We start from the raw sequence: 21,537 nt of genomic DNA on the forward strand, positions 1-21,537 counted from the left end.
ATGGTGGGGCTGTGGGTACAGCCATTCTGGTCATGTTCCACGTAACGGGTTCGCAACGGGGTGGGGAGGGGCTTTTTAGGCGATCAGTGGTGACTGGATGTCACCACTTCCGCTGTATCCGCATGAAGCTGTGCTTCCAGCCATGTGCGCAGCATCACCATCGGCCGGGCCTGCCATGCCTGCTCCGTCGCGCGCAGGACATAGGCCCCCAGCGATACATCAAGTAGCGGGATGTCCGTGGTGGTGACCCGGACCAGGCGACCGGTCTGCAGGTCATCTTCCAGCAGGTAGGCATTGGCCAGCGCGATCCCTTCGCCCGCGCGCGCCGCCGCCAGCGCCAGATGCGCCTGCCATAACCGGCTGCATCCGGTCACATGCGCGACTTCGACCGACTGGCCCGCGAACCACAGCCGCCATTCCGTATCGTTGTCCTCAATCAGCAGCGGCGCATGTAGCAGGTCGGCGGCATTGCGCAACTGATGGGCAAGGCGGTGCAGGCAGGCGGGACTTGCGACGGGAAAAACCGGTGGTCGCGCCACCGGCAGGGCCCGTATGCGCGGTGGGATGGGGACGGGATTGTGGTCGTTGATGTAGCGGATATCGGCATGCAGCACGGTGTCGATCCGGTCGGGATCAAACCGGCAGTCGGAATCAACCGGACGCAGCATCAGTTCCACACCGGGGTATAGCTGCCGGAAACTGGCCAGCCGTGGCAACAGCCAGTGATAGGCAATGCCGTGTGAACACGTCAGGGTCACCTGCGGCATCTGCCCGCGTATGTCCGCCGTGGCGCGGGCCAACCCGTCCAGCAGGGGAGCGATGCGGGCATGGTAATCATGCCCTTCAGGTGTCAGGCCGCCTTCGCTGCGGTTGCGCAGGGCAACGCCAAGGGTGTTTTCAAGGTCACGAAGGTGGCGGCTGACAACAGCATGATCCACCCCCAGTGCAACTGCGGCACGACGGATGCCTCCCGTGCGCGCATAGGCCACGAAGGCATTGAGGGCCGCAAGCGGCGGGATGTGGTAACGCCATTCCATACGGCGCGGATGTTAGCATGAACGGATTGGATCAAAAACAGCATGATCGCGGCAGCCTGCTGTCGGGAGATTGCGCAGACCGTGGAAAGTTTTTGGCGAAGCTTTTTCTCAAAAGCTTCGGAAGATGCCGTCTTTTGGAAAAAGGCAGCGCTCAAAGATTTTTATTATTTTTATCAAAGGATTATTGTCAATCCGGTGATTGCCGGATTGGAGCCATGCAGGCAGTGTGGTAGCCCGTGGCAAGGTGGTCCGTGTTTCCTCCCCACGGCAGGGATATCTGGACAGTCACTGGTGGATGTCGTTGTTGTCCGATAAGAGTGTGACGTTTTTTGTCAGGACGGATGTGGCGTGTTTCTGCGGCAGTTGACCTACCTGATAGCCCTTGACCGCTATCAGCATTTCTCCCGCGCGGCGGAAAGCTGCGGCGTATCGCAACCCGCGCTGTCGGCAGCGATACGCCAGCTTGAAGCCGAGCTGGGCATTACCATTATCCGCCGCACCCGGCGTTTCAATGGCCTGACGGATGAAGGGCGGCGGGTGCTGGCGTGGGCGCGCCAGACGCTGGCGGCACTGGACGGGTTGCGGCAGGAAGCGGCCTTCGCGCAGGAAGTGGCGGGGGGTACGCTGTCCATAGGCGCCATGCCGCCGGGGATGCAGGCCATTCCCCTGTTGCTGGAAAGTTTCCGTACCGCCATTCCCGGCCTGCACCTGCAGGTGCGGATTGGTTCATGCGCGGATACGATTCACCGCCTGCGGCAGCAGCAGCTTGACCTCGGGCTGGTCTATCTGGACCAGCTCCCGCCCGATGCCCCTTTTGACACCCTGCCGCTTTTTACCGAACAGCACGTGCTGGTGGCGGCCGATCCCCTTGTCCTGCCTGCGGGGCGACGCGACTGGAGCACGCTGGCCGATCTGCCTTTGTGCCTGCTCAGCCCCGAAATGCGGACGCGCCAGATTGTGGACGCCGCGTTCAGGGGCGCGGGGATAACGCCCACCGTGGTACTGGAAACGAATTCGCTGGAAGTACTGTATGCCGAGTTGCTGGCAGGGCGGCTGGCCAGCATATTGCCGGTTGTAGCCCTGCCAACCCATACCGGGCATTGCCGCCTGCAGGTACGCCCGCTTGGACCCTGTAGCGCGCCGGAGGTTGGTCTGGTACGCCTGACCCAGTCCCTGCCAACTGCATTGACGGTGCGGGTATGGGAAATTGCCAGTCATATGGATATGCGCGACATTTTTGCGGTTGACTGAAAACCGCGCCCGCCGTCAGGGCGGGGGCATGTGGTGCATGTCCTGCAATACCTGACGTTCAGTCCGCTGGAAGGCATTCCAGTCCCGCTGCGCGTCATTGTCAATCATGGGGGAAGCAGGCTGCATGTCGCGACTGTCGGCCTGCCCATGTTCCTGCCCCGTGTATGGGGACATGCGGACAGACTGACCGGGGCCGGTCAGGGGGGCAAAATGCGCCAATGGGAGTGTGGATGGCATGGACAGACCCGATGGGGCGGGCAATGCCACGCTGCCATTCCAGCCACCGGGGACCGCGCCGGGCATCTGCGCCATGGCATGATGCAAGGGCAGGCAGGTCAGCGCCAGTATCAGAAGCCGGAACATGCTGTCTGGCTGTAAAACAGGGTAGAAATAAAAACGGCAGGAACCGGAGTTCCTGCCGAAATTATCAGCCAATCTTCAGATTGACTGCGGAAGACTTGCCATTACGGCCCCGTTCGAGGTCGTAGGTCACAGCCTGTCCTTCGTTCAGGGTCTGCTGGCCAGCCTGCTCGACTGCGGAGATGTGAACGAAAGCGTCAGCGCTTCCATCATCAGGCTGGATAAATCCAAAGCCCTTCTGGGCGTTGAACCATTTAACTGTTCCTGCGGCCATGTGTTGGCCTCCTTGCGTAACCGGCACCCACGCGAACATGCGCGGAATCGAGACTTTTCGTTATATCGGGGATGCCAGAAGGCCGCGTAGCGTGGCTGCAATTGAAATCTTGTCCGTAGCTGAAAAGTCCAGCCGTGAGACAGCTTGTAGAGGAGTTGCACGCAAATAGCACGGAAAATATTCAAAAAAGCGGAAATATTTCCTGTCGGGCATCGGATGACCGGCTAAAGTGCGCACCACTGGCGCATCATGTTGTGATAGATATTGGTCAGCGACAGCACGGCAGAATCGGCATCCCCCAGCCGTTCGCGCAGCGATGTCACCTGCATGTCCAGGTCAAACATGATCTGCCGCCGACTCTCTTCAGCAATCATCGACTGGGACCAGAAAAAGGCCGCCAGTCTGCTGCCCCCCGTTACCGGGGTGACGCTGTGCAGCACGGTGGTGGGATACAGGATCATGTCGCCTGCAGGCAGTTTTATGGTCTGTTCATTGCCATTGGCATGAATGGTCAGTTCACCGCCGTCATATTCATCCGGATCGGAAAAAAACAGCGTGGAGGAAACATCCGTGCGGATACGCGTATGGATGCCCCCCGACAGGATGCCGCGTATGGCGTTATCCACATGCGCGCCAAAGCTCATGCCGTTTTCATAGCGGTTGAACAGTGGCGGGCTGACCCGGTAGGGCAGCACCGCGCTGTTGAACAGGGCGTTGCGGCCCAGCGCACGCAGCACAAGCTGCCCCAGTTCAAGACATGCCTGCGAATCCCGGGGCAGCTGCAGGTTGTTCTTGGCCTTGGCCGACTGCGCGCCCGCCGTCTCGCGGCCATCGGTCCACTGCGCGTTTTTCAGTGTTTCGCGGCAATGGGCCAGTTCATCGGCCGTAAGCAGGGCGGGAATGTGCAGTAGCATGGCGGAACCTTGGGCGTGTAGCGTTGTGGATCAGTACTGGGCCGAGATGTTGAACAGGAACGACCGCCCGATGGAAGGCGTCACCCGGTTTGAAAACAGGCTGCCGTAATTCAGCCGGTTATCAAGGTTATAGGCGTTCATTGCCACTTTCCAGTGGTCGGCGAAATGGTGCGAGACCATGGCGTCGAATTCCACCGTGGCGGGCACGCGCGCCGTATTGGCCTGATCCAGCCACACACCCTGCCGCCACGTGATGCCGCCACCAATGGTCATGTTCCACGGCTTGCGCGGGGCGATTTCATAACTGGTCCATGCCGTGGCCTGGTTATGGGGCACATACTGGATCTGTCCGCCCTGCTTGGATGTCGTGGAGCCAGCCTTGGTAATGGTGGGGTCATACAGCGCATAGGTGCCATAGAACATCCAGTTGCGCAGCAGCGTGCCTGACGCGCTGAGTTCAAGCCCCTGGTTGCGTTCCTGGTCACTGGTGGCGGTAATATCGCCAGTGGAAGGATCGGTCTGCACCGAATTGTTCTTTTCCAGACGGAACAGGGCAGCCGTAAAGCCGATGCGGTCATGGAAAGCGCTGTATTTCGCACCCACTTCATACAGCCTGCTGCGTTCGGGTGCTGCACTTGCATTCTTGGCGTTCATGGGTTCGGAGCTGTTGGTGACGTACATGCTCAGCGGCGTGGTGGATTCCGACCAGTTGAAATACACCATCAGGTTGTTGCGCGGGGTGTACATGATGCTGACGGACGGGTTGATGGTGGTTTCGTTCTGCCCGTAATGCACATCGGGTGTTGCAGTGCTGCCGCCGGTCGCGCTGTAATGGCTGTTCCAGTTATCCCAGCGGAAACCGGCCTTTACCGACAGGTAGTTTGTCAGCCAGATCTGGTCCGACAGGAAGAAGCCTACATCCAGTGCAGAACTGTCCTTGTAGCACTTGCGGCCCACACCATTGCCGATATTGACCAGCCGGTTCGGATACTGGTTACAGTCCCCCAGCGTCAGGCCGGGCACGTAAGGGGAGGGGTCAAGCAGGCTGGTGCCGGGACGGTTGGAACCATAGGCGTAGTTCTGGCGGTGGTCGGTCACGTATTCAATGTCGAAGCCGCCAATGATCTCGTGCCGGATCCGCCCGGTCTTCAGGTGTGCGACACCGGAAAACACATCCTGTATGGACCAGTCGCTCTGCCGGTAGGGTTCGGGTCCACCGACCCCGCCGTTACGCGCCACCTGTGCGGCGCCAGGATTGGATGAAAAGAAGTCGGACTGGCAGGTGGATGAAGGTGACACGCCGTTGAACGTGTTGTTCGTCAGGACGGCGCCACTGCTGAAGTTCGAGCATGCTTCCTGCGATGCAGAGAAATAGCGGTGGAAGATGCCGCCACGCATGTCGTTATATAATGTCAGGATCGGATTGACCTTGGCCGTCAGGCGGCCGGTGATCATGTCGGTGCTGGAATCATCCTGATCATAGGTGGTGCCATACCAGTTGGTGCGCTTGACGCCATATTCGGTCACGGGGCGACCAATGGCGCCAGCAGATGAATAGACGACCGGCACGCCATAATCGGGAATGCGGTTATCGTTCTGGTGGAAATATTCCAGAACGAACGAAACCTTCTTGCCCAGCCCGAAAGCAATGGAGGGTGCGATCCCCCAGCGGTGGGAATAGATATCATCACGGCCAACGACATTGTTTTCGTTGCCCATGCCCGTCAGGCGAAAGGCGGTGGTGCTGTTCAGCTGGTAGTTTACATCCAGCGTGCCGCGATAATAGGACCCGCTGCCACCCGAAAAACTGGCCTGGTAGCTGTTGCCCAGATGCGGCGTCTTGGTCACGATATTGATCGCGCCACCAGTGGTGCCGTTACCGAATACTTCCGATGACGGCCCCTTGATGACCGAAACATGGTCGTAATAGAAGCTGTCGCGCGTATAGACGCCAAAGTCACGCAGGCCGTTTTCATAAATATCGTTCTGGGCAGCAAATCCGCGGATCAGGAACTGGTCCCCCGCCATGCCGCCTTCGCCTTCACCCACCGATGCGGTGATGCCGGGTACGTTTTTCAGTGCTTCATCAAGGGACTTTACGTTCTGCTGCTGCATCAGCACCTGCGGCACCACGTTTACGTTCTGTGGCGTGTGCATGGCGTCCTGCGGCATCCGGCTCAGCCCGATGGATTCATGCAGGACATTCATCGGGGATGCGGTGACATGGGTCATGTCATGGGATGTATCGGACGAATGGTTGTACAGGTCCGTTGTATCGGTATCTGATGTCTTGGTCGTTCGGGCCTGTTTGCTGCTGCTGGTGGGGGCAGTGGATGTCGTATCCTGTGCCGCGGCCTGCGCGCCCGTGGCAGCACAGGCCAGCGCCATGGAGGCGGTGAGCAGGGAGAAAGGCCTGAGTTTCTGGCGAATGGTCTGGTTTTTCATATTGCAACAGCCTCTTAATTGCATGGAGGCTGCATATCTATTTTGATAATTATTCGCAATAATGCGGAAACAGTTCGTTGCTCTGGTGTCTCTTAAATGCAACAAATTCGCATTATCAATTACGGCCCGGACGCGAAAAAAGCCCTGCACCACCCGGAATGCAGGGCTTTTTCCTCATTCATGTGTCTGAAATGGATTACAGGTTGGCAATGACCTTCAGCCCGACCAGGGCTGCATTGGGAATATGTCTGGTCTCCCCCGGACGGATCATGTACTCGAATTCCGGCTGGACCAGCATCCCCGGCATCGCGTCAATGGCGTAATAGGCTTCTATGATATGGGAATCCGTCTGGGGCGCACGCACGGCAGTACCCAGCGAATAACCGGCTTCGTACTGCAGGATCTGCCCTTCCTCCTTGCGGTGGCTGACGTGGTACCATGAATACATGATGCCCAGCCGGTCCGTGACCCGCGACGGAATAACCCCGGCAAAGGACAGGCCGCCATAGGCTTCATCCGAAATCGAGGTCACATGCGGGGTGTTATGGATATACCCTGCCATCAGGTAGCCGCCCGCCATCTGGTTACGCCCACCCCGGCGATAGACCATCTGGTCGCCTTCGAACCAGAACATGTCCATCGGCGCCGATCGCTGGCGCCCCGCCGCCGTGCGCAGGGCAGGGGACAGGCCAATGCCGATCTGGTCAGGATAGCGCGTGGTGTCGTGCGCGTAGCCCAGCACGTAATGCCCAGGCAGGCGGTTGCGGGTCAGGAAGGGCTGCCACGTGAACTCGACGGGCAGCATGAGGCCCGTTGCCTTCTCGCTGCCCCAGGCCCAGCCGCTGGGGTTGTCGGTCAGGGCGCTGACCGAATACGCGCCGATCTGGATGGCGGTATCACGCGTGGGCCGCATGCGGATGCGCGACCCCCATGTCGCCTTCGGATACACGCTGAAACCGGGGTCCAGCTTCAGCGCCACGGGCGCGGAACACGTGACCATGAACGAACACAGCAGCGGTGACGTGGCAAACACATGGGTCAGCGCCATGCGGCCGAACGTGATGTCCAGATGGTTGTCCAGCAGCTTCTTTTCAGCATAGAAATCCACCAGATGGGCCACCACATTGCCCGACAGGCCATAGACTTCCTGCAGGTTGACGTAATATTCCCCCACGCGGTCATGGCTTACGGCATGGCCCGCGCGTTCCATCACCAGTGTATGCACCGACCAGCCGGTTATCCCCGCCATTTTTTCAAGGTCGAAGTTCACCTGCGCGGTCAGTTCATGGACGTAGCTCATGCCACGCTCCACGCCGCCATTGATCACGCCCATCGCTTCACCCTTGTAAGTGAAGGCAAAGCTTACGCCGTGGTCCAGCAGTTTTCTACGCAGCGGGTTCAGCTGCGGGACCAGATGGCCGCTACCTGCGGTGGGGACGTAGTACGGGTCCTCCAGATCGCTGTCATGCTGCGCGTCGATCCATTCGGGCAGCAGGGCGGACGGCCCTTCGTGGTGGGTCAGGATGGCGTCCAGTTCGATCTTGTGAAACGCCCTGTTATCGCCGGGACTGCTGACGGGGGCGACACTCATGGTCGCCAGTCCGGCGGAGGGGTAGGTCGGGACGCCACTGGGCGGAATGGGGGTGTTGGGGGGCCTGCGGATGGCCTCGGGCGTCGGGCCGAGGCGCTCCACATCCAGATTGAGGCTGATCTGCTGTTCCGGCGTTATCCCCGTTGAAGGCATGGCGGAAACCGCGCCGGACGTGACGAGGGAAGGAACCACTGACGCAGCAGGCGGTGCGGTCTGGGCCAGGATGCGGTGGGCGGGCAGCGCCATGGTGCTTACCGCCAGCAGCCATCTGCATGCATGCGGGAACGGATGGTGGCCATGCTGGTCACGGGCATGGTGTGTATGTCGTGTCATCTGTCGATTTTCTCGTGGCCGGGCCGGATGGGCGGGGCGTGAAAACGCGGCAAGGAGGCCTGTGGTACGTGCGCCGTGTCAGGGCACGTACACGACGCATTCGGGAAAGCAGACAGATGCGGTGGGGCGCAGGACCGGGTGGATCATGATTTTCGCAACCATTGTTTTTATTTTTATGATGATCGATCCATATTTTAAAATTATCAAAATGTCAAATTGAGTGGAATTATATTAATTTTGCATCGCACAAATTGTAATTTTATTACAAAAATCATTCTGCTTTCCGCTGCTCCGGCATCATGGTATCGCCCATGTCGTGCCCTGCGCAGGCCGGGAATGGGAGAATGGGGTGACGGCGCTTGTTCTGATGGTTGTGGGGTTGGTGATCGGTGCGGCCGTGGGGGGATATGGCGTGCATCTGGCTGCGTCTTCCGCGGGCAGCCTGCGGCGATTGCCCTATTATCCTGCTCGCGCACTGGCGGACCCTGTTGCCACCGGGGATGCGGATACGATTACGGTTGATGAACTGCCCGTCGCACTGGTTGTACTGTCGCGCGGGGGACGGCTTCTGCATGCGGCAACCCGCGCCCAGGCCGAATTTGCCGAAGGGCTGGGTACATTGATCCGCCATCCCGCCCTGCAGCGCGCTGTGGCCGAACTGCAACCTGGCGGTGTGAGCGAGGTCCGGATTGAGGCCGATGTGCCCGTCCGCCGGGTGGTGCAGGCTTTCGTGAAGGCTGGGTCGTGGCATGGCCATCCGGCCTGTGTGGTGGTGCTGCTGGATGCCACGGCGCATGATGCGCTGGATCGTGCGCGCAGTGATTTTGTCGCCCATGCCAGCCATGAGCTGCGCACTCCGCTTGCCGCCCTGATCGGATTTATCGAGACATTACAGGGGCCTGCTGCGAATGATGCCGCAGCAAGGCAGAAATTTCTTGCCATCATGGCCCGGCAGGCAGCCCGCATGCAGCGCCTGATTGACCGGTTGCTGTACCTGTCGCGCGTGCAGATGCTGGAACACCAGCGCCCGCAGGGGCAGGTCGTGCTGCCTGACCTGTTTGCACGCCTGACTGATGAACTGCAGGGCAAACCGGCAGAAGATCGCGCCGCGGTCATCATTCACGCTCCCCCCGCCGGTACCGTGCGGGGGGATGCGGATCAGATTTTGCAGGTGCTGGTCAACCTGTGTGAAAACGCACTGCGTTATGGCCGCCCGTCACCACCGGCGGTGGCGCGGATTGATGTTGCGGCGCAATGGCTGGAAACCGGCGGGCTGGCGATTTCGGTGCGTGATAACGGGCCGGGCATCGCGGCCCAGCACCTGCCGCGCCTGACCGAACGGTTCTATCGCGTATCCCAGCCTGCCGGGCGTAAGGGGGGGGATCAGGGGACGGGATTGGGACTTGCCATTGTCCGGCATATCGTGGACCGCCACGGTGGCCGTCTGGACATAACCAGCACACCGGGGCAGGGCACATGCTGCACCGTCTGGCTGCCACAGGGGTAATGCCTGCCCGCGTGGTTTTCGTGCTTGACGGAAAATATCCCGCCATGCTGTTGTTCCGGGGCGAGTAGAAGCGGTCGGGATTTTATCCTGGGCATTGCTCCTCACCAATCAGTTCCTGATTTGTGGGCCGCTGGCGTGCATGGCATTTTATATGGTGGCGTTTTTTCTTCACAATCCGGTTGCCCCGGATCGGAAAGACTGCGCCATGCCCCGTACCTCGTGCGTGCCCGGCAGGAAAAACCTTCTGGCCGGAGAAAACCGCATGCCCCCTTCATTCATGCCCCCACGTGGCAACGCACGGTCCGAACTTGATCGTGAGTCCATGATTGGCGGGCAGGGCACCTGTATGACCCGTGATATCCCGCAGATTGACCTGTCGGATTATGACCGGCGCAAACCTGCCATTGCCGATGCATTATGGGAAGCCGCAACACAGGTCGGTTTCTTTCAGGTCATCAACCACGGCATTGACGCTGCGGACGTGGATGCCGCCTTTGCCGCAGCCAGGCGGTTCTTTGACCTGCCGCTGGGGGAAAAGGCGCATTATGCCCGCCGTCCCGGTTCGAACGTCGGGTGGGAATACCGTGCGCAGGTCCGTCCTTCCACTGGCACGCCGGATAACAAGGAATCCTACCAGATCACCCTGCCGCAGATGGGGAATGACCTATGGCCTGCCGAAAGCGCACTGCCCGGTTTTCAGGCTCGGATGCGGCGTTTCGAACGCCAGAACTGGGAACTGGGGATGAAAATCCTGTCGTGTTTCGCGATCCGGCTGGGGTTTGATGCGGATTTTTTCACCCGTAATCATGATCCCGCATCAGCACGGTACCAGAGTACCCTGCGCCTGATTCATTACATGAGCATGGAAAATGCCCGCGGCACGGATTTTGATTTCTGGCGTGCTGGCGCCCATTCCGATTTCGACTGTCTGACCCTGCTGCATCAACGCCCGGGACAGGGTGGCCTGCAGGTCTGCCCCGGCAGGGATGCGGATATGAAGGATGCGGGCGCACTGGCATGGACCGACGTACCGCCACTGGCGGGTGCGGTTACGTGCAATATTGGTGACATGCTGATGCGCTGGAGCGACGACCGCCTGAAATCCACCCTGCACCGGGTGCGCATGCCCCGGCGTGATGAATATCTTGGCCCCCGCCTGTCGTTGCCGTTTTTCTGTCAGGCCAACCGTGATGCGGTCATTCAGGGTCCGCAGAAGAAATACGCACCCATTACTGCCCGGGATTATCTGGATGAACGTATCCGGGCGAATTACGGTGGAGGGACATGAATATCCTGAAGCTTTTTGAAAAAAGCTTCATCAGAAATGTCCTCTTATGTCCCGAAATAGTTCTGGCGCAGTTCACGCCTGACAAAATCAAGGAAAAACCGTGTGCGGGAGGGAAGGTGCGCACGTGACGGATAGACGGCATACAGCGTCACGTCCTCCCACGCATAGGTGCTGAGGCATTCGATAAGTCGACCGCATTTCAGGTCATCGGCAATATCCCACAGCACCTTCAGCGCAATGCCCCGCCCACTTACGGCCCAGTCATGCACGACCTCGCTGCTGGATGTGGCCAGGCGGGGAGTGACGTGGATTTCCTTACGCGCCTTTCCATCCAGATAGGCCCATTCATTGAATATGCGCTGGCGGCGGATCAGGCAGATGCAGTCATGTTTCAGCAGGTCATGCGGTGTGGCGGGCAATCCCCTGCGCGCGACATAATCGGGGGATGCGCACACCACGCGGCGGCTGTTGATCAGGCTGGTGGTCATGACTTCCTGATCCGACGGCATGCCGGGGCGGATGGCGATGTCCAGACCGTCATCAATCACATCCAGCCCCGCATCCGACAGGGTCAGGTGCACGGTGACATCAGGATACTGCCCGACAAAGGCGGCCACGACACCGGCCAGCAGCTTGCGCCCGATTTCAGATGGCACGCCCACGCGCAGCAGCCCGTGCGGGATACCGGCGCGCGCGGTCAGTTCGGCCTCGGCTTCTTCCACTTCCTGCATGATCCTGACCGCGTGTTCATGCAGGCGCTGGCCTTCCGCCGTCAGGGCGAAATGGCGCGACGTACGTGTGACCAGACGTGTGCCAAGGCGGGTTTCCATGGCGCTGAGGCGGCGGCTCATGGCGGCGGGCGACATACCCATGGCACGTGCGCACCCGGCAATGCTGCCCGATGCGGTCAGGATGCAGAAAAACTTCAGGTCACTGATTTCATCCGGCATATGTCATCCCATGATTGCGTCTGGCGTACGGTTGGCGTGCAGTCGCATACCCTACACGAAGATGTGCAGATACGTATCCTGCGCATCCTTCCACTGTTATCGCAATATCGGGTTCTTATGTCGGATACAGTCCAGTCCACCTGTCACACTTCCCTCAAAACGGCGCTGTCCGGCAGGGAACTTCTGGACTGTCCAGTTCTGAACAAGGGAAATGCATTCGACAGTCGTGAACGTGACCTGTTCGGATTGCATGGCCTGTTGCCCGCACGCATTGCCACGCTGGAAGAACAGGCCGATCTTGCCCGTGCCCGACTGGCGGCGCTGCCGGACAATTTTTCGCGACATATTGCGCTGCGTGAAATCCAGGACAGGAATGAAACGCTTTTCTACGCCATTATCGATCAGGCGCTGGAGGCATGGCTACCCATCATCTACACGCCCGCAATCGGTCGGGCCTGTCGGGAATTCAGCCATATCTGGACCCGCCCGCGTGGCCTGTTCCTGAATTACACGGATCGGGGCCGCATTGCCGAAATCCTGTCCGACCCGCAATGGGACGGGGTGCGCGTGATCGTGGCCAGTGATGGCGGCAGCATCCTTGGCATTGGTGACCAGGGGGCGAATGGGATGGGCATCCCCATTGGCAAGCTGTCGCTCTATACCGCCTGCGGTGGCCTGGATCCGGCGCGCGCACTGCCCATTCTGCTGGATGTTGGCACCGATAATGTGGCGCTGCTGGAAGACCCTGAATATATTGGCTGGCGGCACAAGCGCGTGCGCGGTGCGGATTATGATGCCTTCATTGCGGAATTCGTGGACGCCGTTAATGCGCGCTGGCCCAATATCGCCCTGCATTGGGAAGACCTGTCGGGCGCGGATGCGCTGCGTATCCTGCGCCGTTATCGTGACGGGATGTGCACCTATAACGACGATATACAGGGCACGGCAGGGGTGACGGCGGGTGCGCTGCTGGCCGCGATCCGTGCAGGTGCTGCCCCGTTGGCGCAGCAGCGGATCGTCATTTTTGGCGCGGGCGGCGCGGGTTGCGGCATTGCCGACCTGCTGGCGCAGATGATGGTGGCGGAGGGCATGACGCCCGATGAGGCCAATCGCCGTTTCTTCATGGTCGATATCAACGGCCTTGTACGCGCGGGCATGGATGGTGTGACCGAAGGCCAGCATCCTTTCGTGCAGCCTGCCGATATCGCGGCGACGTGGAACGTGGCCGATGCAGCCCATGTCACGCTGGCCGAGGTCATGAAGAATGTCCGTCCCACCATGCTGATCGGCACATCAGGACAGGGCGGCGCCTTTACGCGTGACATCGTGGCCCCCATGGCACAGCAGTCCGTCCGTCCGGTCATTTTCGCCCTGTCCAACCCCACCGCCAATATAGAGGCAACCCCCGCGGACCTGCTGGAATGGACGGACGGGCGTGCGATCATCGGTACTGGCGGCCCGTTCGCACCCGTGGAGTATGACGGGTGCCTCCGTCCGGTGGACCAGATCAACAATTCCTATGTCTTTCCCGGTGTTGGTCTTGCGGTTGTGGCGGGCGGCATCACACGCATGACGGATGGCATGTTCCTTGCCGCAGCCCACGCTCTGGCCGGGCTTTCGCCCGCCGCCGGGGTGGATGATCAGGCGACCGTGCCCCTGCTGCCGCCCGTATCTGAACTGCGCACCGTGGCCATGGCGGTGGCGCGGGCCGTGATCCGTCAGGGGCAGGTGGAAGGTGTCGCCCCGCAGGCAACGCCTGAAACGCTCGAGGCCGCGCTGAAGGCCGCAGTCTGGACGGCACGGTACCGCCCGTATGAGAAGGCAGATTCCGTTCCCTAGGGCAGTTACGACGATTTTCATGGGCAAACAGCTTCCGTAAGGGGAAGTAAAACGTGTCCGCCACGCCATGACGGGCAGGATCAGATGAATATTTCCCGCTTCACGCCCGGGCCGGTCATGCGTTGGCCTGTGGGGGTGGACATGCTGCGCTGGCTGTTCTGTCCTACGCCACAGGCCGTGGCGTTCGCACTGCGCAATACCGTTGCCTCCGTCGTGGCGCTGGCCATTGCGCTATGGATGGAACTGGACAGCCCGCAATGGGCAGTCGCCACCGTATGGTCGGTGGCACAGGTGCGTCGTGGCGAAAGCATGTCCAAGGCGCGGTGGCGTATCGTGGGTACGCTGGTTGGCGCGATTGCCGCGGTGGTGTTCATTGCCGCTTTTCCGCAGCAGTCATGGCTGTTCTTTCCCGCCGTGGCCATATGGATCGGGCTGTGCAGCTTCCTTGCCACGTTCTGCCTGAACTTCCGTTCCTATGCTTTCGTGCTGTCGGGCTATACCTGTTCGATCATTGCGGTGGCGGCGGCATCCGCGCCGGATAACGTCTTTTTCATCAGCATTTCACGCGCCACCTATATCATTCTGGGTGTGGTGTGCGAGGCGGGAATGGCCATGCTGTTCACCGTCAGCCTGTCCACGCGCGCGCAGGCGACCATGGTGGCGCAGGTGGAAAATGTGCTGCACCGCCTGGCGACGCTGCTGCGCGAAATCGTGTTGCATGACCGTGATACGCTGGTCCATGCCGGTGAGTTCTCGGACATGGTGGTATCGGTCCATCAGGGACTTGAATTCCCGGCCATTGAAATGGGACGACAGGTGCATGCGGGCGATCATGCCCGCGCCGTGCTGGCGGAGGTCTCGATCCTTGTCACCCGCCTTGTCGGTCTGTCTGGCGGGGCGGAACGCGCGATGCTGGCCGATGACGGGGTGCTGGCGGATACACGGGGGCAACTGCTGCATCTGTGTGACCGGCTGGTGACCTGTCGGCTGGAAGCCGGTGCGCTGGATGCCGTGCAGGCCCAGGTGAAGCACCTGCGTACCCTGTTTGAACGGCGCTCGGCGCATGGCGAGCAGGAAACGGCCCGCATTACCCATGGGGTGCTGGCGGCCACGATGGATGATCTGGAAACGGCGCTGGATCACTGCCATGCCATTTTCAGCCCGCCTGTGCATGACCGTTTCCGGTTCCATCTGGGGGGGCACCGCGATATCCGGCTGGCGCTCTATAATGGGTTGCGGGGGGCTGCTGCCATCATGCTGGCGGCTTTCGTTTATGAATGCACCGCATGGCCCGGTGGCATGGGGTTCATTGCCATTACCACGCTGGTCTGCGGCCTGTTCGCCACGCGCGAAAACCCGGTGGTGGGCACGACCCGGTTCCTGTCGGGGGCGGTGTGGTCAGCCATTGCCGCAGGCACCCTTGACCTGTGGATCCTGCCATATCTTACGGATTATGAGGAATTTGCCTTCGTTCTGGGCATATTCCTGTTTGTGGGCGGCCTGGCCAAATGCAACCGGGGTACGGCGGGGGCTGCTGCGGCCTACGGATTGCTCATGCCCAACCTGCTCATGCCCGGTAACCAGAGCCGGGTGGATGAAATCACGTTCCTGAATGGTGCTTTCCACACGGTTCTGGCGGTGGGGCTGAGCGTGCTGGTGTTCCGGCTGGTCCTGCCATTCCGTGCGCGGGATGAACGGCTGCGTTTTGGCGTGCATATACGTGGCGAACTGCGGCGGCTGTGCCTTGTGCCCCTGCCGCCGTCCCCCCAGTGGTGGATCGGCACAAGTGTGGACCGGATAGGGCGCATGGTGCGCCATGCAACGCAGGAGGGGGATCACACCGCCATTGCCGGTATCCGGCTTATGCTCATGTTTTCTTCCGTAGGCCTGAATATCCTGCTGCTGCGCCAGATCAAGCGGCAGCGGCGCGATACGGTGTCGGATATCATTACCGAACTGTTGCGCGTGCTGGTGCGCTACCGGCCGGTCAGTCCGCGTGGCATTGCCATGGTCCGGGCCACGCGCAGGCGGCTGGCCCATATGGAAAAGGCCGATCCCGGCAATGGCAGGCTGCTGGAGGTACTGGCCTGTCTTGACGGGATCAGCCGCACGGCTGCAGCCTGCGTCACTGCCATGGCGGCAGGAGTGGAATAATACCTGTTATATCTGGAAACCGATAGAAGTTTTTGGATGCCACCTTTTACAAAAGGCGGTATTTTTTGAAGCTTTTTGGAAAAACTTCACCAGAAACTTCTTCTGTTTTCAAACCTTTTTCCGGCGGGGCTGGGGCAGGGGATAACGGCTTTCCCATCCACCACCCAGCGCGCGGTACAGATGGGTGACGGAAGTCGAAACCGCGACATCCGCCTCGATCAGGCGCGACTGGGTATCCAGCAGCCGGTCCTGCATTTCCAGCACGTTCAGGAATGCGGCCGAACCTTCGGTATACTGGCGTTGGGCGGTACGCACGGCAATCTGGTTCTGGTCCACGGCGGCGGCCAGCCGGTCGTGCTGGTTCTGCGCCGATGACAGGTCGGCCATCGCATCATCGATTTCCTGCCATGCCTTGAGCATCGTGCGCTGCAGCATGATCGCCGCTTCCTTCTGCTGCGCCTTGCGCAGGCGCAACTGCCCCGTCAGCCGCCCACCTTCGAATATGGGAAAGGTCGCGGTCGGGCCAAAACCGTACTGGCGCGATGCCCAGCTTCCCAGCCCGCTGAACTGCAGCGCCTGCACATCAAGGCTGCCTGACAGGGTCACGCGCGGGAAGAAATCGGCAATGGCGACACCAATGCTGGCGGTGGCGGCATGCAGCCGTTCTTCCGCCATGCGGATATCGGGCCTGCGTTCCGCCAGTTGCGATGGCAGCCCTACCGGGATTTCATGCGGAACCGGCGGCACGTCGCCACCATGGCCAAGGGTCCGGGTCAGCGCGCCGGGTTCGCGGGCGACCAGAAAGCTCAGGGCGTTGAGCAGATGTGCTTCCTGGTCCTGCAACACCGGCAGGCGCGAGCGGAATTCCTCGTACTGACCTGCTGCGTCGGCCACATCCATGCGTGTTGCGGCCCCTTCGTTCAGGCGGCGCGTGGTCAGGTGCAGCGTGTGGCTGGCAAGATCGATATTCTGCCGGACAATGGCCATGCGTGCCTGCACGCCACGCAGGTCAAGGTAGTCCTGCGCCGTTTCCGCCATGAGCGAGACCATAAGCCCTCGCCGCATGTCCTCGGTCGCATGCATGGCGGCGGTGGCGGCTTCGACCTGACGGCGCACATGCCCCCACAGGTCCACTTCCCATGCCGCGTTCATGCCATACTGGGGCAGGTTGAAAGACGGGTTGCCAACTGATCCGGGCATGGCCGTGGGACCAAAACCCTGCGTGCCGCTGGCGATCGTGCCCGCACCCTGCTGTTCCATGGTGCCCAGCAGGCCCAGCACGCCATTGGTGCTGGCGCGTTCGCGGGCATAGGACGCATTGGCTTCGGCATGGGGAAACTGGGCGGCACTGGCGATACGGCGTTCGGCCATGCTCTGGGCAAAGCGCCATGATGCGGCCTGCAGGTCAAGGTTGTCCTGTGCCACCTGTGCTTCCAGTGCGGTCAGGGTGGCGTCATTGAAAATGGTCCACCACTGCGCGCCCATCGTGGCGTCGGTCACATGGCTTTCGGCGGGTGGCAGGCTGTCATGCCACGTCGCAGGCGCGGGCTGGGGCCTGCGGTGGTAGTCGGGGCCAACCGTGCACCCGGTGGCCAGCAGCGCGATCATGCCGAAGGTCAGTGCGGCGCGCTGGCGGCGTGTGGTCCGCATGACGTTACTGCCAGGCATAGCGGGCCTCCGTCGCGTGGGGACCGTCAGGCGCGGTCACGGTGTCGATACGGGCTTCAACCGACATGCCGACGCGTACCAGCGCAGCCAGATTCTGCCCGGGATCGAACACCAGCTTGACGGGAATGCGCTGCACCACCTTGGTGAAGTTACCGGTGGCGTTGTCCGGCTGGATCGGGGCGAAAGCAACGCCGGTGGCCGGTGCAAGGCTGTCCACATGGGCATGCAGCGGGTGGCCGGGGAATGTATCGACCCATATTGTCGCGCGCTGGCCGGTGCGGACATGGGTCAACTGCGTTTCCTGAAAATTGGCCAGCACATAGGCTGCCTGTGTCGGCACCACCGCCAGCAGGGCCGTGCCCGCATGGACATAGGCCCCCACGCGCACCCCACGTTCGCCCACCACGCCTTCAACCGGGGCGGGAATGGTGCAGTAGGACAGGTTGAGCGCTGCCGTATGTTCCCGCCCGCGTGCCTGTTCCAGGGCGCCCTGTGCATGCAGCAGTTGTGCCCGCAGGACCCCGACCTGATCGGTTTCGGCATCAACCGCCGCATTGTCATGGTCAAGGCGTGCCTGCGCTTCCAGCAGGCGGGCAGCGCTGTCCTGGTTCTGTTCCAGTGTGCCGGACCCGTCCGCCGACAGGTTGCGGTAACGCCGTGCGTTCTGCCGGGCAAAGACAAGCTGCGCCTGATCAGCGCTGACACTGGCGCGCGCCTGCGCGATCAGGGCCGACTGGCGCACCAGTTCGGATTCAAGGTTCGCGACGTCACCCTGTGCTGCTTCCCGCTCGCCCTGTGCGGTTTCCAGTGCAGCGCGATAGTCTTCGTCCTCGATATGGGCCAGTTCCTCGCCGGGGTGGACGGCCTCGTTATCCTGCGCGATCACGCGGTCGATGCGACCGGGTACCTTCGGTGCTACGGTGGTGAAATCCGCCGTGACATAGGCATCGTTGGTATATTCGCTGGTGCCATTGCCTGATACCAGCCGGTCGGCGGTCCAGGCGGCAGCGACCAGGACAACAACCGTGGCGCCAGCCAGGATGATGGGTTTTTTATGGGGCATTGCTTCGGACCCGATCATTCAGTGCGCGGCGGGTGCGGGGACCGGCGCACGCGGGGGGTAGATACGTCCGGGCAGGATGGCCACCAGGACAAGGAAAAAGGCACAGATCCACATGACCAGCAGATAGATGTCCGCCAGCGCCAGCACGGTGGCCTGTTCATGCACGTAGGTATGGAAGATCTGCAGTGCGTTGCGCGCCACGTGCCCGGCATCGGGTGACGTGGCGGCGATCTGTCCGGAAATGGGGTCGCCCATGCCGGACAGTGCCGTGCCATGCGTGCCGTGCAGGTCCAGCAGCATGGTGGAATGATACTGTTCACGCCGGCGCAGCATGACTTCGAACAAGGCGGTGGCGATGGCGTTGGCCATGCCCTTGAGCATGTTCACCATGCCCGAGATCATCGGCCCGTCCGCAGGCCCCAGCCCCAGCGCCGCCAGCATGAGGGTGGGAATCACCACCATCGGCTGTCCGAAGATCTGCAGGATCTGGATGACCATGAAATTGTCGCGTACCCAGTCCGGCGTCAGCCATGTGCCAAGCCACGCCGCAACGCCAAGGCAGACAAGACCTATGGCCAGCACATACCGGCAGTCCACCGCGCGGATATTGCACAGTGCCGCCGTCAGCGGCAGCAGGACCAGCTGCGGCAGCGCCACCACCAGCGCCACCGGTGCGGCCTGAATGGGCCGGTAGCCGCGTATGTCGGCAAGGTAGGTGAACGGAATTTCCGTCATGAGGCCACAGATCATGAGGGACGCCACCAGCGTCAGCAGGGATGCGGCGATATTGCGGTTACCCCAGAACTGGATGCGGAAGAACGGGCTGTGATGGAACCATTCATGCGCCAGGAAGGCGATGAACAGCGCCCCCCCCCAGAATGTCAGGTGCGTGATGACGGGGGAGCGGAACCAGTCCAGCCGGTCACCCTGATACAGCACCGTCACCACGCACATGATGGCCGGCACACCAAGCATGAACCCGCGCCAGTTGAAATTGCGGAACCGGTCCCAGTGCGACGGGTCGCGCGGCAGTCCCCAGCCGATCATCAGTATTGCCACCGCGCATAGCGGCAGCGTTTCCCAGTACAGCCATCGCCAGCCGACGTGCTCGAACCACATTGCCTCCAGCGGGCCGCCAAGGTTGGGGCCGAAGGTCGCACTCATGGCGTATCCGCCAATGCCGAATACCCGCAGCGGGGCAGGCAGGTATTTGAGCATGACGGTCATGAGAATGGGCGGCAGGCATCCCGCTGACAGCCCCTGCACCGCGCGCAGGATGCACAGCGTGGTCATGTCAGGCATATAGGGTGCAGGAATGGCCAGCAGTCCCAGCAGCGCCGTCATGAACAGGGTAAAGCGGTAGATGGAAAACGTGACATAGAACCATGGCGTGAACGCCATCGCCGCGATGTTGAAACATTCATAGATGGAGATGAACCACGTGCCTTCGTCGTGGCCGATATGCATTGCCCCACGGATATCAGGCAGGCCGATTTCCGTGATGTGTTCATTGAAACCGGCGACATGCACGGCCAGCAGCACCCCAAGGCACCCCACGACCGTGCGGATGCCAAAGGGCGGGATATAGGAAGGGGCGGCGTGGGCGGCGTTCACATTTATCTGTCCCGATGGGAAAACAGACATATGATCGGCGCAGGGGGCGTGCGCGAATACCCATGATCGCGTAAGGTGACACTTTCATTTTACGGATTGGTCAAATCCGTTTTTTCAGGATAATCGGGACGGCTGCGTTCCGGTTTCATTGTGGGGAAGTCACGCAGGGTCATGAGAAAACGCTACGATCTCGACCTGCTGCGCAGTCTCCAGGCCCTGATCGAGGAAGAAGGTGTCTCCCACGCGGCGCGCAGGCTTCAGGTGAGCGAGGCCGCGATGAGCCGCACCCTTGCCAAGCTGCGTGTGGTCTTTGGCGACCCCATCCTGGTGGCGTCGGGACGCAGGCTGGTCGCCACGACCTTTGCGCTGGGCATCCGCGAACGGGTGCAGGCGCTGGTTGAAGGCGCTGATTCCCTGCTGGAGGAACAGGACACACCCGACCTTGCCGGTCTGTCCCCCCATTTTACCCTGCGGGCGAATGACCTGATCGTGGGGGCCTTTGGTGCCGCGATCCTTGCTGCACTGCGAAGGGACTGTCCCGGCTGCACCATAACCTTCGCCCCGGAAACGGATGAGGAACCCAGCAACGACCTGCGCGAAGGGCGCATTGACCTTTATCTGGGTGCGTCCGATGACATGCGTTCGGAAATACGGCGGCAGAGTATTTTTCCCACGTCCTTCCGCGCACTGGTGCGTGCGGGCCATCCCATCCTGACGGAAGGGATTACGCCCGTATCGGTCGCACGGTACGAACATATAAGCGTGTCACGCCGGGGACGGCCGCATGGGCCGATTGATGCGGTGCTGAAGGAACGGTTCGGGCTGAAACGGCGGGTGGTGATGGTCGTGCCCACCTATTATGCCATGGTTGAAACCCTGCGCATGACGGACATGATCCTGCCGCTGCCGGGTATCGCCATTGATTACCTGCCCATAAGGTCGATGCACCTTGAGGAGTTCGAATTTCCGTTCGAGCTGCCCCCGGTGCATTCATTTCAGGCATGGCATCCAAGGCGCGACAGCGACCCGGTGCATCGCTGGCTGCGCAATATGGTCTATCAGGTCGTACGCCAGCGTGGGGGCGGTCTGCCTGACGGGTTTTCCCCCGCCACGGTGGCGGCTGAAACCAGAACCTGAGACATAAAAAAGCTTCAAAGAACACCGCCTTTTCGGGGGCTGTTGGGAATTGAGTTTTCTAAAGGGCCATGATGTGTTTCAAAGACCATATGGATCGCTTCATACTGACGGA

The 21,537-nt window shown here is 60.9% G+C and carries 17 protein-coding genes; 7 read left to right on the forward strand and 10 right to left on the reverse strand.

Annotated elements, in window-relative coordinates; genetic code table 11:
* Positions 1 to 83: 83 nt before the first annotated feature.
* A complete protein-coding gene (locus MSKU9_RS01230; RefSeq protein ID WP_141259540.1) occupies positions 84 to 1,037 on the reverse strand; it encodes a LysR substrate-binding domain-containing protein in 954 nt (317 codons plus the stop codon).
* Between the two features lie 42 nt (positions 1,038 to 1,079).
* Here MSKU9_RS01230 and MSKU9_RS01235 point away from each other — a divergent pair, with 42 nt between their 5' ends.
* Complete coding sequence (locus tag MSKU9_RS01235) at positions 1,080 to 1,352, forward strand: hypothetical protein (RefSeq protein ID WP_141259541.1); 273 nt, start codon at positions 1,080 to 1,082, stop codon at positions 1,350 to 1,352.
* A gap of 33 nt (positions 1,353 to 1,385) precedes the next feature.
* Positions 1,386 to 2,288, forward strand: a complete 903-nt coding sequence (locus MSKU9_RS01240; RefSeq protein ID WP_162851908.1) for a LysR family transcriptional regulator — start codon at positions 1,386 to 1,388, stop codon at positions 2,286 to 2,288.
* Between the two features lie 15 nt (positions 2,289 to 2,303).
* Here the strand turns inward: MSKU9_RS01240 and MSKU9_RS01245 are convergent, their stop codons facing one another.
* The 5 genes from MSKU9_RS01245 to MSKU9_RS01265 all read right to left on the reverse strand — a co-directional run bounded on the left by MSKU9_RS01245 (position 2,304) and on the right by MSKU9_RS01265 (position 8,205).
* Positions 2,304 to 2,651, reverse strand: a complete 348-nt coding sequence (locus MSKU9_RS01245) for a hypothetical protein (protein WP_227000722.1) — start codon at positions 2,649 to 2,651, stop codon at positions 2,304 to 2,306.
* A gap of 64 nt (positions 2,652 to 2,715) precedes the next feature.
* The gene (locus tag MSKU9_RS01250; protein WP_007398099.1) at positions 2,716 to 2,922 is read right to left on the reverse strand and encodes a cold-shock protein; all 207 of its coding nucleotides are present in this window, start codon (positions 2,920 to 2,922) and stop codon (positions 2,716 to 2,718) included.
* A gap of 224 nt (positions 2,923 to 3,146) precedes the next feature.
* Entirely contained in the window at positions 3,147 to 3,836 is a 690-nt protein-coding gene (locus MSKU9_RS01255) for a Fe2+-dependent dioxygenase (protein WP_141259543.1), read from the reverse strand.
* A 30-nt stretch (positions 3,837 to 3,866) separates the two neighbouring features.
* Entirely contained in the window at positions 3,867 to 6,281 is a 2,415-nt protein-coding gene (locus MSKU9_RS01260; protein WP_141259544.1) for a TonB-dependent receptor, read from the reverse strand.
* A 196-nt stretch (positions 6,282 to 6,477) separates the two neighbouring features.
* Positions 6,478 to 8,205 carry a carbohydrate porin gene (locus MSKU9_RS01265; protein ID WP_141259545.1) on the reverse strand — a complete coding sequence of 576 codons (1,728 nt, stop codon included), beginning with the start codon at positions 8,203 to 8,205 and terminating at the stop codon, positions 6,478 to 6,480.
* Between the two features lie 316 nt (positions 8,206 to 8,521).
* On the opposite strand from MSKU9_RS01265, the gene MSKU9_RS01270 reads away from it, so the two are divergent.
* Both MSKU9_RS01270 and MSKU9_RS01275 read left to right on the forward strand, forming a co-directional pair.
* Positions 8,522 to 9,712: a sensor histidine kinase gene (locus MSKU9_RS01270; RefSeq protein WP_141259546.1), complete on the forward strand. Its 1,191-nt coding sequence runs from the start codon at positions 8,522 to 8,524 to the stop codon at positions 9,710 to 9,712.
* 262 nt (positions 9,713 to 9,974) lie between these two features.
* The gene (locus MSKU9_RS01275; protein ID WP_141259556.1) at positions 9,975 to 11,000 is read left to right on the forward strand and encodes an isopenicillin N synthase family dioxygenase; all 1,026 of its coding nucleotides are present in this window, start codon (positions 9,975 to 9,977) and stop codon (positions 10,998 to 11,000) included.
* A 44-nt stretch (positions 11,001 to 11,044) separates the two neighbouring features.
* Here MSKU9_RS01275 and MSKU9_RS01280 read toward each other — a convergent pair whose 3' ends face one another.
* A complete protein-coding gene (locus MSKU9_RS01280; protein ID WP_141259547.1) occupies positions 11,045 to 11,950 on the reverse strand; it encodes a LysR family transcriptional regulator in 906 nt (301 codons plus the stop codon).
* A gap of 117 nt (positions 11,951 to 12,067) precedes the next feature.
* On the opposite strand from MSKU9_RS01280, the gene MSKU9_RS01285 reads away from it, so the two are divergent.
* Together MSKU9_RS01285 and MSKU9_RS01290 are read left to right on the forward strand one after the other, a co-directional pair.
* A complete protein-coding gene (locus MSKU9_RS01285) occupies positions 12,068 to 13,789 on the forward strand; it encodes an NAD-dependent malic enzyme (protein ID WP_141259548.1) in 1,722 nt (573 codons plus the stop codon).
* Positions 13,790 to 13,873: 84 nt separating this feature from the next.
* Positions 13,874 to 15,943, forward strand: coding sequence for an FUSC family protein (locus tag MSKU9_RS01290; RefSeq protein ID WP_141259549.1), 2,070 nt, complete (start codon positions 13,874 to 13,876; stop codon positions 15,941 to 15,943).
* Between the two features lie 108 nt (positions 15,944 to 16,051).
* Here MSKU9_RS01290 and MSKU9_RS01295 read toward each other — a convergent pair whose 3' ends face one another.
* From MSKU9_RS01295 to MSKU9_RS01305, 3 genes are read right to left on the reverse strand one after another with little or no spacing between them, the layout of a single operon-like run.
* On the reverse strand, positions 16,052 to 17,611 hold the full coding sequence (locus tag MSKU9_RS01295; protein ID WP_193557603.1) for an efflux transporter outer membrane subunit: 1,560 nt from the start codon (positions 17,609 to 17,611) through the stop codon (positions 16,052 to 16,054).
* Positions 17,598 to 18,674, reverse strand: coding sequence for an HlyD family secretion protein (locus MSKU9_RS01300; RefSeq protein ID WP_141259550.1), 1,077 nt, complete (start codon positions 18,672 to 18,674; stop codon positions 17,598 to 17,600). Before MSKU9_RS01300 ends, MSKU9_RS01295 begins: the two co-directional genes overlap by 14 nt.
* Positions 18,675 to 18,692: 18 nt before the next feature.
* Positions 18,693 to 20,288 carry an MFS transporter gene (locus MSKU9_RS01305; RefSeq protein ID WP_141259551.1) on the reverse strand — a complete coding sequence of 532 codons (1,596 nt, stop codon included), beginning with the start codon at positions 20,286 to 20,288 and terminating at the stop codon, positions 18,693 to 18,695.
* A 171-nt stretch (positions 20,289 to 20,459) separates the two neighbouring features.
* On the opposite strand from MSKU9_RS01305, the gene MSKU9_RS01310 reads away from it, so the two are divergent.
* Complete coding sequence (locus MSKU9_RS01310; RefSeq protein WP_141259552.1) at positions 20,460 to 21,425, forward strand: LysR substrate-binding domain-containing protein; 966 nt, start codon at positions 20,460 to 20,462, stop codon at positions 21,423 to 21,425.
* The last annotated feature ends 112 nt before the right edge of the window (positions 21,426 to 21,537 follow it).

Origin of the sequence: Komagataeibacter diospyri (genome assembly GCF_006538165.1) — a bacterium.
Taxonomy (GTDB): domain Bacteria; phylum Pseudomonadota; class Alphaproteobacteria; order Acetobacterales; family Acetobacteraceae; genus Komagataeibacter; species Komagataeibacter diospyri.

Excerpts from the sequence above, each read along its gene's own strand:
- MSKU9_RS01230 (WP_141259540.1), bottom strand. The coding sequence starts at position 1,037 with ATGGAATGGCGTTACCACATCCCGCCGCTTGCGGCCCTCAATGCCTTC.
- MSKU9_RS01235 (WP_141259541.1), top strand. The coding sequence starts at position 1,080 with ATGATCGCGGCAGCCTGCTGTCGGGAGATTGCGCAGACCGTGGAAAGT.
- MSKU9_RS01245 (WP_227000722.1), bottom strand. The coding sequence starts at position 2,651 with ATGTTCCGGCTTCTGATACTGGCGCTGACCTGCCTGCCCTTGCATCAT.
- MSKU9_RS01250 (WP_007398099.1), bottom strand. The coding sequence starts at position 2,922 with ATGGCCGCAGGAACAGTTAAATGGTTCAACGCCCAGAAGGGCTTTGGA.
- MSKU9_RS01255 (WP_141259543.1), bottom strand. The coding sequence starts at position 3,836 with ATGCTACTGCACATTCCCGCCCTGCTTACGGCCGATGAACTGGCCCAT.
- MSKU9_RS01260 (WP_141259544.1), bottom strand. The coding sequence starts at position 6,281 with ATGAAAAACCAGACCATTCGCCAGAAACTCAGGCCTTTCTCCCTGCTC.
- MSKU9_RS01265 (WP_141259545.1), bottom strand. The coding sequence starts at position 8,205 with ATGACACGACATACACACCATGCCCGTGACCAGCATGGCCACCATCCG.
- MSKU9_RS01275 (WP_141259556.1), top strand. The coding sequence starts at position 9,975 with ATGCCCCCTTCATTCATGCCCCCACGTGGCAACGCACGGTCCGAACTT.
- MSKU9_RS01280 (WP_141259547.1), bottom strand. The coding sequence starts at position 11,950 with ATGCCGGATGAAATCAGTGACCTGAAGTTTTTCTGCATCCTGACCGCA.
- MSKU9_RS01285 (WP_141259548.1), top strand. The coding sequence starts at position 12,068 with ATGTCGGATACAGTCCAGTCCACCTGTCACACTTCCCTCAAAACGGCG.
- MSKU9_RS01290 (WP_141259549.1), top strand. The coding sequence starts at position 13,874 with ATGAATATTTCCCGCTTCACGCCCGGGCCGGTCATGCGTTGGCCTGTG.
- MSKU9_RS01295 (WP_193557603.1), bottom strand. The coding sequence starts at position 17,611 with ATGCCTGGCAGTAACGTCATGCGGACCACACGCCGCCAGCGCGCCGCA.
- MSKU9_RS01300 (WP_141259550.1), bottom strand. The coding sequence starts at position 18,674 with ATGCCCCATAAAAAACCCATCATCCTGGCTGGCGCCACGGTTGTTGTC.
- MSKU9_RS01310 (WP_141259552.1), top strand. The coding sequence starts at position 20,460 with ATGAGAAAACGCTACGATCTCGACCTGCTGCGCAGTCTCCAGGCCCTG.